An 8,062-nucleotide genomic window follows, 5' to 3' on the forward strand; every position below is an offset into this window, starting at 1 on the left:
CCGCCCTTAAAAATCGTACTGGACTGACAGCCGCGCGGTGCGCGGCGCCCCCAGATGCAGGTAGCTGTCGCCGAAATATTCGCCGACATCTTTCCAGTAACGCTTATCGAACAGATTATCCACGCTCAGGCGCAGCACCGTCGGATGCCCCGCCAGGATGGTTTTATAGCGCAGACCGGCATCGAACAAACTATAAGCCGGGACATTGACGTCGCCTTCACGCGTCGCCACCTTGCTGGCGCTGTACTGCCAGCCGCCGAGCAGGGTCAGGCCGGTGACCTGCGGCAGCGCATAAGACGCATACAGGGCGGCGCGCAGGCGCGGCACATTGATGGCCTGGTGGCCGTCGTAGGCAGGCGTGCCGGTATCTTCGGCGCGCGCTTGGATCAGGGCCAGGCTGGCCGTCAGCCGCAACTGCTTGCTGACCTGGCCGGCCGCGCTCAGCTCTAATCCTCTATGTGTTTCGGTACCTTGCTGGGTGTAGGTATAGCCATTCTCGTCCGGCTTCGGATACTCGTACGGCTTGCTCATCTGGAACAGCGCCGCGCTCAGGCTGAGCTGGTCGCGCCAGTCGTACTTGACGCCGGCTTCAAGCTGGCGCGACACGGTCGGCGCCAGGAAAGCATAGGCATTCTCGGCCCAGAACGGCGCCTGGCCGCCCATGCTCAAGCCTTTGCTATAGCTGGTGTAGAGCGAGAGATCGGCCTGCGGTTTGTAGACCAGCGCGACTTGCGGCAGCAGCAAGGACTTCTCAGTGGTGCGGGTCGCGGCGCCAGTGATGTCCAGCGCCCGTTCGTTCAGCCACACCTGGCGGCCGCCGGCGATCACCTGCCATTGCGGCGTCAGGCTGATGCGGTCGACTGCAAACAGTGCTTTTTGCCGGCTGTCGAGCCGCAGATAAGAGGCATCCGGCGACAACGGCGAAGGCGCGTAGACGATAGGATTCGGGTTATAGATATTATCGCTGCCGACATACTCGTTGACGCCATCGCTCTGCGACACCGTACGGCGGAACATGCTCGCCCCCAGAGTCAGGTCGTGGCGGATCTTGCCGGTATCGAGTTTGCCTTGCAGCACCGCCTGCAGCTGGTCGTTGCGGCGGGTGTCGTCCGGGAAGCGGTAATCGTATATATCGAAATCGCCGTTGGCGCTGAAATAACGGGCCGGCGTGCCGCCCGCGCCGCATGTCGCGCCATAGCCGCAGCCATAGGGAAAGGCAGAATTATCGTCGATCACCACGCGGCTGCGGCTGCCTGCCAGATAGGCGTGCCAGTCAGGCGCCAGATCGAGATCCAGGCGCAGGTTCAGATTAACGGAATTGATCGTCACCGGCTTGGCCCACGGCTGCACCCCCAGCAAGGTCGCGGGCGACACATTGCCAGGGACGACGGCGCCGCCGAGCAGCTGGTAGCCCGGCGCGGAACGCTGCTCGCGGTGCTGGTACTCGGCGTCGAACTGCAGGCGCGCCTGCGGACTGATCACCCAGTCGGCGGCCAGCGAGGCGAAATTGCGCTCACCGTCGGCGTTATTAACATAGGAATGCAGGCTCTCATGAGCCGCATTGATGCGCAGGCCAAACTGCTTTTGCGCGCCGAACAGGGTGCCGATGTCGGTAGCCAGATAGCGCGAGCCGCGCGAATCTGTTTCCAGCGTAATCGAACGCACATCGGCCGGCCGCTTGGTGACATAGTTGATCAGGCCGCCGGGCGGCGTCATGCCGCTTTGCAGGCCAGCCAGGCCTTTCAGGATCTCGACGCTTTCCTTGTTTTCCAACGCTACATTCTGCTCGCCGGCGATGCTCATGCCGTTGATTTGCAAGCTCGTCGCCAGGTCCAGCGGAAAACCGCGGATGCTGAAATTTTCGTAGTAGCCGACCGGCGTGTAATTGTCGCCGACGGCAGCGTCGTTGCGCACGACGTCGCTCAGCAAGCGCGCCTGCTGATCATCCAGCTGGGTGCGCGTGACCACGGACACCGAGGCTGGCGTATCGAGCAGCGAGGCGGCGCCAAAGCTGGCGACCGAGGCCGAGGTCTTGCGATAGCTGTCGGCGGCGGGACCGGCGCCGGTCACCGTCACGGTCGGCAATGTGGTTTCATTCTGCGGCTGGGCGCCCTGCCCGGCACCGCTAGCCGGCCTGCCATTTTGTTCAGGATCGCTTTGCGCATGCGCCATGCCGGCGGTCGCTGCTGCAATCAGAGTAATCAGCAATTTTCTTTTAGTCTGCAGCGCTACCCGGCCTCCGGCCGCTGGATAGGTTCTTTTCGTAGTTGTCATTATTGTGTCGACGCCATATTAAATAGATAACGCACCCGCACTTTGCGTCTGGAAATCCGGGCGTGATTAAAACAGGATCCGCATTATCCGTCCAATTTCCAGCCGATACTTAAAAACTGCGTAATACACCTATATGGCTGACGGGCATTGACAACAGGAGAATGCTGCAAACCCCCATAAATTTACCGCAAGGAAACATTTTTTAGGGATTTGCCTCTGCTTGTCCTACAGGGACGCCTGCGGCCAGCAGACTGGCGCAATTCGGCGCAAACTGGCGAGAACACAGCTGTTTGCATCCGTGCGCCGGATTTCTTCGTATATTGATTACACGGAATCACACAATACAAAACTGCAGGCTGCATACGCACAGCGCAAGAACGGCCTGCGCCGGCCATCGATGAGATAAGGAGAGATTGCCATGCCAACCCGACGCACCGTGATGTTCAGGACCGGCGGCCTGCTGCTGGGGAGTGTGCTGGCGACGCTGGGCTGGCGCGCCAGCGCGCTGGAAAAGTATGAAATCATGCATACCGACGCCGAATGGAAGCAGCGCCTGAACCCGACCCAGTATGCGATTTTGCGGCAGGAAGCGACCGAGCGGCCGTTTTCCAGTCCGCTGGACCATGAAAAACACGCAGGCACCTATTCTTGCGCCGGCTGCGAGCTGGCGCTCTACTCTTCCAAGACCAAGTTCGACAGCGGCACCGGCTGGCCCAGTTTCTGGCAGCCGCTGCCGAACGCCGTCGCCACCCGCATCGACAGCACGCTCGGCATGAGCCGCACCGAAGTGCACTGCCGCCGCTGCGGCGGCCACCTCGGCCATGTCTTCGACGACGGCCCGAAACCTACCGGCCTGCGTTATTGCATGAATGGCGCGGCATTGAAGTTCATGCCGGAAATCTGAGCCATCGGCCAGCCTTGCACGCGACAGTAGCATCTGCTTGGAATCATGATAGATACCTCCAGCGGATTCTCGCCTTGTTGGCAAAAGGTGTAACCCAGGCAGAGCGCCGGGGTCGTTCGTTTTCAACTGCTCGAAAAAAATCCAATAAAAAAACGGCATACATATTGCATGTATGCCGTTTTTCACACTACAACTTATTCAAATGTGGTTTATGGGCCAACGGGCACAATAGCCAGCAGGGGATCGTTGGTGAGGCCTATTAGCATCAAGCCATCTCCAGACACAGCCATTTGACGGTCGAGCAGATTTTTTGCATAGCCGGCGAATTTAAAACCACGTATTAAAGTGCCGTCAGCGCCATGCACCCATACATCGGATGAGCTGTACCAGCCAGAGATACCGCAAAAAACTCGGCCGTCGCTAGCAACTTTGACGTTGTTGGGATATGCATCTCCACCAGGAAGGGCGCTGATGAAACTCAAGTTGACCGGAGAAAGCGAGCTGCATCGATAAGGGGCGCCATTGGCTGTGTACACCCGGCTGCCGTCGGCGCTGACAGCGATGTCTGCGCCATTGGACATCACTCCGCCACTGGATATGCCGGTGACTCCTGTAGCCGGCGCCAATGGCGAGACATTCAAGGTACCGCCATTCAAGTCAGAGTAGTCGACGCTATAAGCCCAGGTTGTAGACGGGCTGATACCTTCGTTCTGAGCATAGATTTTTTTGCCGTCAGCGGTTGCCGTCAAATCCCCGACGTTGATACCGGTGTTCGTGATGAATTTGCCATTTGACGCCAGGTACGCGCTGCCGATGTTGGTGATGATGATTTCCACGCCATTCGGCCGGATTGCTTTTATGCGCGTCGCGTTTGTCAATGCGGAGCTCAAGTTCCACGTATTGATTTTGGCTGCAGTAGCCAAATCAATGGCAACCAGACTGCTCGTAGCCATGTCCAAGGCATACAATTTATCGCCGTTTGGACTGATAGTCATATTGCCAAGGGTGGCGCCGAGTCCAGTGAGAGTAGCAGTCTTTTGCGATGTATAAACATTGTAGACATCAATGGCAGAGCCACCGTTATGGACATAAATCAGCGGGCGAATCGGGTCGGCAGCGATATTTGTATAGACTTGATTTATCCGCGTAATGGCGGTTGGCGTTGTGGCGCCATTCCACAAGGCCACTTTAATCGGCTCCGGTGCGCTTATCGAAGGATTCGTGGAACGCAGGGTAACCGTCGCATAGCTGATGGCATTCGAAGGCAGGCTGGCTGGATTTGCGCTAAGCGTAAGACTGTTCCCGCTCTTTGCGGTACTTAACCAAGCTTGATCCGAACTGGCGCTCCAGTTGCCGATAGCCCCCGAACTGTCATTGATCTGCAAGGTCCGGGTCAGACGCGACCAGGTGGGGGTTACAGTCAATGCCACACCGGCTTCCGAAGCCAATATCTTATCTGAGGCAGGTTTGACGGTAAGCGTGACTGGCAGACCGACACTCTGGCCATCGTTTGATTTGATCGTGATTAAACCTGTGTAGATCCCGACTTGCAGCTTCGAAGGAAGGTAATCAAGTGTCAAACTCGCTTTCCCTGCCCCCGTCCCATTACTTAGTTTTAACCAAGGGACATCCGCTGTCGCGGTCCAGGTTCTTCCTTCTCCATAGACCGTGATAGTGGCTTGAGCGGGCGCGGCAGCGCCTAGATACATGTCTGTGGTGAGCGCTACACTCGCGTTTGCGCCAAAGGTCGGCAAGACTGCGGGCGCGTTAACCTGGAAACTATAAGGCAGCAGCATGGGCGACCCTGGGAATTGACTGGCGCAGTTACTGTCGCGACAGAGCTTAACCGTGAGATTTCCTTGATGACTCCCTACGGACAAGGTCGGGGACGTATAGAGTGCAACGCTGTATTGGGTCGTCGAATTTTGCGATATTTGCGTATTCGGCAACAACACTCCTATATCGTCAACAAAATAGGCATAAACGGCTGATGCCCCATTGAAATCGGATGGCTTGTTGACTGTGGCGGCAAGACTGATCTTGCTCGACACCCCTCCAGTAAGAGTCTGGGTTATCGTGGATGGCGTGAAGGTCAGCGCCGCAGCTGCGGGTGCTGCGCCGCCGTTATTCGAAGCAGGTCCTGGCGAGGAATTGCCGCCATCTCCACCGCCTCCACCACATGCGGTGAGAAATAACGTCATCAATAAAGAGAAGAACACTTTTTTCATTATCATTATCTTTCTTACACAAATTGTTATGCTGGCTCTGCATCAAATACATCGCTCTGACTGGCTTTATTGGCGATGTCTTAACCCCAAGCAATTGTAACAGCGTGTATTTATTTGTAACAATAAAATATGTGTCTTTAGGCAAGATATTTTGAATTGAATATCAGAGTTCATTCTTCATTGAATTTCAATGAGCCAAACGCTATAGCGTGACAGAGGGAGCGCATGAGGCAGCAAAGACCGGCAAGCCAAAAATGCAGTGCCCGAGGTCGCACTCATATGACTGGTCGAGGAGCGTAGTATTCTGGAACAAGGGACGCGTACATTGCCCATGCGTGCCAGTGAGGTACATGTTTAGCCATGAGCGTCATGCGGAAACCAGGAGGACTGCGGCAGTCCATGCGTGCTCCGCCAACTGCGGCTTCACTTGCAAGTAATGAGCCCCAAAAGAAAAATCCTGAGAATTTCAAGTGAAATTCTCAGGATTTTCTTATCTGAATTGTCGAGTACTACACGCGCCGGGTGCCGGTATCGACCGCCTTGGTCTGCCCTGATTCCAGGGTAAAGCCGGCGCCGGAATCGGTGCCCATCACCTTGACCAGGTAGGGCATCAGTTCCTTCAGCATCGGCTCCAGCGTCCACGGCGGGTTGATCACGAACATACCGCTGCTGTGCAGGCCGAAGCCATCCGGCGACGGCGTCTTCACCGTCAGCGTGACGTTCAGCCAGCCATTGGCTTTCATGCGCTTCAGCTTGTCCGGCAGCTGGCGCGACTCCATGCGGTTCAGCAGTGGATACCAGACGGCATAAGTGCCAGTGGAAAAGCGCGTGAGCGCATCTTCGATGGTGTTCTTGACGTGGCGGTAATCTTCTTTCACTTCATACGGCGGATCGATCAGCACCAGGCCGCGGCGCGACGGCGGCGGCAGCAAGGCCTTCAAGCCGAGGAAGCCGTCGCCCAGCTGGATCATGACGCGCTTGCCGCGGCCATTGCCGCGCGGGTTGCGCTCGGCGTCCAGGCGGCGGAAATTGTCGGTCAGGATCTTGCCGTCGCTCGGATGCAGTTCAAACAGGCGAAGGCGATCCTGCTCGCGCATGACGGCATCGGCGCAGTACGGCGAGCCGGGGTAATAACGCAGCTTGCCGTCCGGGTTCAGCTGCCTGACGATTTCCACATACTCGGCCGCGGCCGGCGGCAGGTCCTTGCGATCCCACAGGCGGCTGATGCCGGACTCGTATTCGGCGTTTTTCGAGGCGTAGCCGTCGTCCAGCGCATACACGCCGGCGCCGGCGTGGGTATCGATGACCATGTAGGAAGTATCCTTCTGGCCCAGATAACGCAACAACTGGATGGTGACCAAGTGCTTCAGCACATCGGCATGATTGCCCGCATGGAAGGCATGGCGGTAACTCAACATAGGGAACTCTATCGTGGTGAAGTGTGTTGCCACACTCTACATCAAAGAGCCGGCCGCTCAACGCGATAAAGACATTGCGGGCCGGGCTGGCGTGTAGAAGTGCGGTAAAGTCGCGCGAAAGCAGCTGTTTTCAGTGTTCCGCAACGCAAACGACCCGCATTCTATCATTGCAGCAGGGGATGGCGGAGAAGGATGCGCCGGCCGCGCCGCAAGCACTGCAAACAAGCCAGATGCCAGGCAGGCAACTCACTTCCCCGCGTCTTGCATTTTCAACATCTGTTCAGCCACTTGGACGCAAGCTTCGATATGCTTGTTGCCGATCGCCCGGAACGCGGAAAAGCCGATCGCCGCCGACACCATCTGGCCGGCGATGGGCACCAGCCGGGTGGCGTTCTTGGAAACGACCTTGACGCCGCTGCGGGTCAGGATTTTCAGCAGCAGCTCGCGCGTCACCACCCTGCCCACCAGCGTGCTGCCGAGGCCGACGATGGTGCTGTAGGTGGCTATCCGCAGCTTGGGCTGGAGTTTTTCAATCTGCTGCGGGGTCAGGCCGAAGGCCGCATTGATGTCTTCGATCAGGCGCGACAGCAAATGGATATCGACCGCGATATCGACACCCATGATCGGCAAGGCGGACGCGCCAGCCGACAGCAGCGCGCGCTTGGCCACCATCTGGCGGCAGCGCAGGCGCACCGCCTGCAGCGCCGTGTCGGAGGCCGGCAGCAGCACGCCCGCAGTCTGCCGGGCGGGCTTGCGCCATGGCAGGCGGTCCAGCATCAGCTAGCCGCCTTGCCTTTGATAAAGCCGTAGATCACTAGCAGGATAAAGGCGCCGATGATGGAGCCGATGAATCCTGCGCCCTGGCCAGCGTGATACCAGCCCAGCGCCTGGCCGACGTAGCCTGCCAGGAAAGAGCCGGCGATGCCCAGCAAGGTAGTAACGATAAAGCCCATGTTCTCGCGTCCGGGATGTATCAGTTTAGCGATCACGCCGACGATGAAACCCACGATGATTGTCCCCAGAATTTCCATAGATGCTCCTCATGGTTGATGTTGGCTGCGGAATGGCCGCACCAGTATAAGGCGCCGGTGCGGGATCCAATATAGAGCAAAGTGCGGCCATCTGCAGCGCTTGCAAGGTAAACTTATGTCAAATAGTCATTCCCGCGAACGCGGGAATCCATTCTAATCGTTATATATCATCAACATGGATCCCGCGTTCGCGGGGATGACGGCATT

Annotated in this window: 6 protein-coding genes; 1 reads left to right on the forward strand and 5 read right to left on the reverse strand. The window is 57.6% G+C overall.

Annotated features, from left to right (window positions below; all coding sequences use genetic code 11):
- Positions 1 to 6: 6 nt before the first annotated feature.
- A complete protein-coding gene (locus BCF11_RS27280; protein ID WP_098497977.1) occupies positions 7 to 2,274 on the reverse strand; it encodes a TonB-dependent siderophore receptor in 2,268 nt (755 codons plus the stop codon).
- 418 nt (positions 2,275 to 2,692) lie between these two features.
- On the opposite strand from BCF11_RS27280, the gene msrB reads away from it, so the two are divergent.
- Positions 2,693 to 3,178 (forward strand): peptide-methionine (R)-S-oxide reductase MsrB, encoded by a 486-nt coding sequence (msrB, locus tag BCF11_RS27285; RefSeq protein ID WP_098497978.1) that lies wholly within the window; start codon positions 2,693 to 2,695, stop codon positions 3,176 to 3,178.
- A gap of 209 nt (positions 3,179 to 3,387) precedes the next feature.
- Here the strand turns inward: msrB and BCF11_RS27290 are convergent, their stop codons facing one another.
- The 4 genes from BCF11_RS27290 to BCF11_RS27305 all read right to left on the reverse strand — a co-directional run bounded on the left by BCF11_RS27290 (position 3,388) and on the right by BCF11_RS27305 (position 7,855).
- The gene (locus tag BCF11_RS27290) at positions 3,388 to 5,406 is read right to left on the reverse strand and encodes a YncE family protein (RefSeq protein ID WP_143751541.1); all 2,019 of its coding nucleotides are present in this window, start codon (positions 5,404 to 5,406) and stop codon (positions 3,388 to 3,390) included.
- 509 nt (positions 5,407 to 5,915) lie between these two features.
- Positions 5,916 to 6,824 (reverse strand): 23S rRNA (adenine(2030)-N(6))-methyltransferase RlmJ, encoded by a 909-nt coding sequence (locus tag BCF11_RS27295; RefSeq protein ID WP_098492911.1) that lies wholly within the window; start codon positions 6,822 to 6,824, stop codon positions 5,916 to 5,918.
- A gap of 246 nt (positions 6,825 to 7,070) precedes the next feature.
- Positions 7,071 to 7,601, reverse strand: coding sequence for a hypothetical protein (locus BCF11_RS27300; RefSeq protein WP_098497980.1), 531 nt, complete (start codon positions 7,599 to 7,601; stop codon positions 7,071 to 7,073).
- A complete protein-coding gene (locus tag BCF11_RS27305; protein WP_098492913.1) occupies positions 7,601 to 7,855 on the reverse strand; it encodes a GlsB/YeaQ/YmgE family stress response membrane protein in 255 nt (84 codons plus the stop codon). The genes BCF11_RS27300 and BCF11_RS27305 overlap by 1 nt, the downstream gene beginning before the upstream one ends.
- Between the last annotated feature and the right edge of the window lie 207 nt (positions 7,856 to 8,062).

It is taken from the genome of Collimonas sp. PA-H2 (assembly GCF_002564105.1).
In the GTDB taxonomy this organism is placed as follows: Bacteria; Pseudomonadota; Gammaproteobacteria; order Burkholderiales; family Burkholderiaceae_D; genus Collimonas.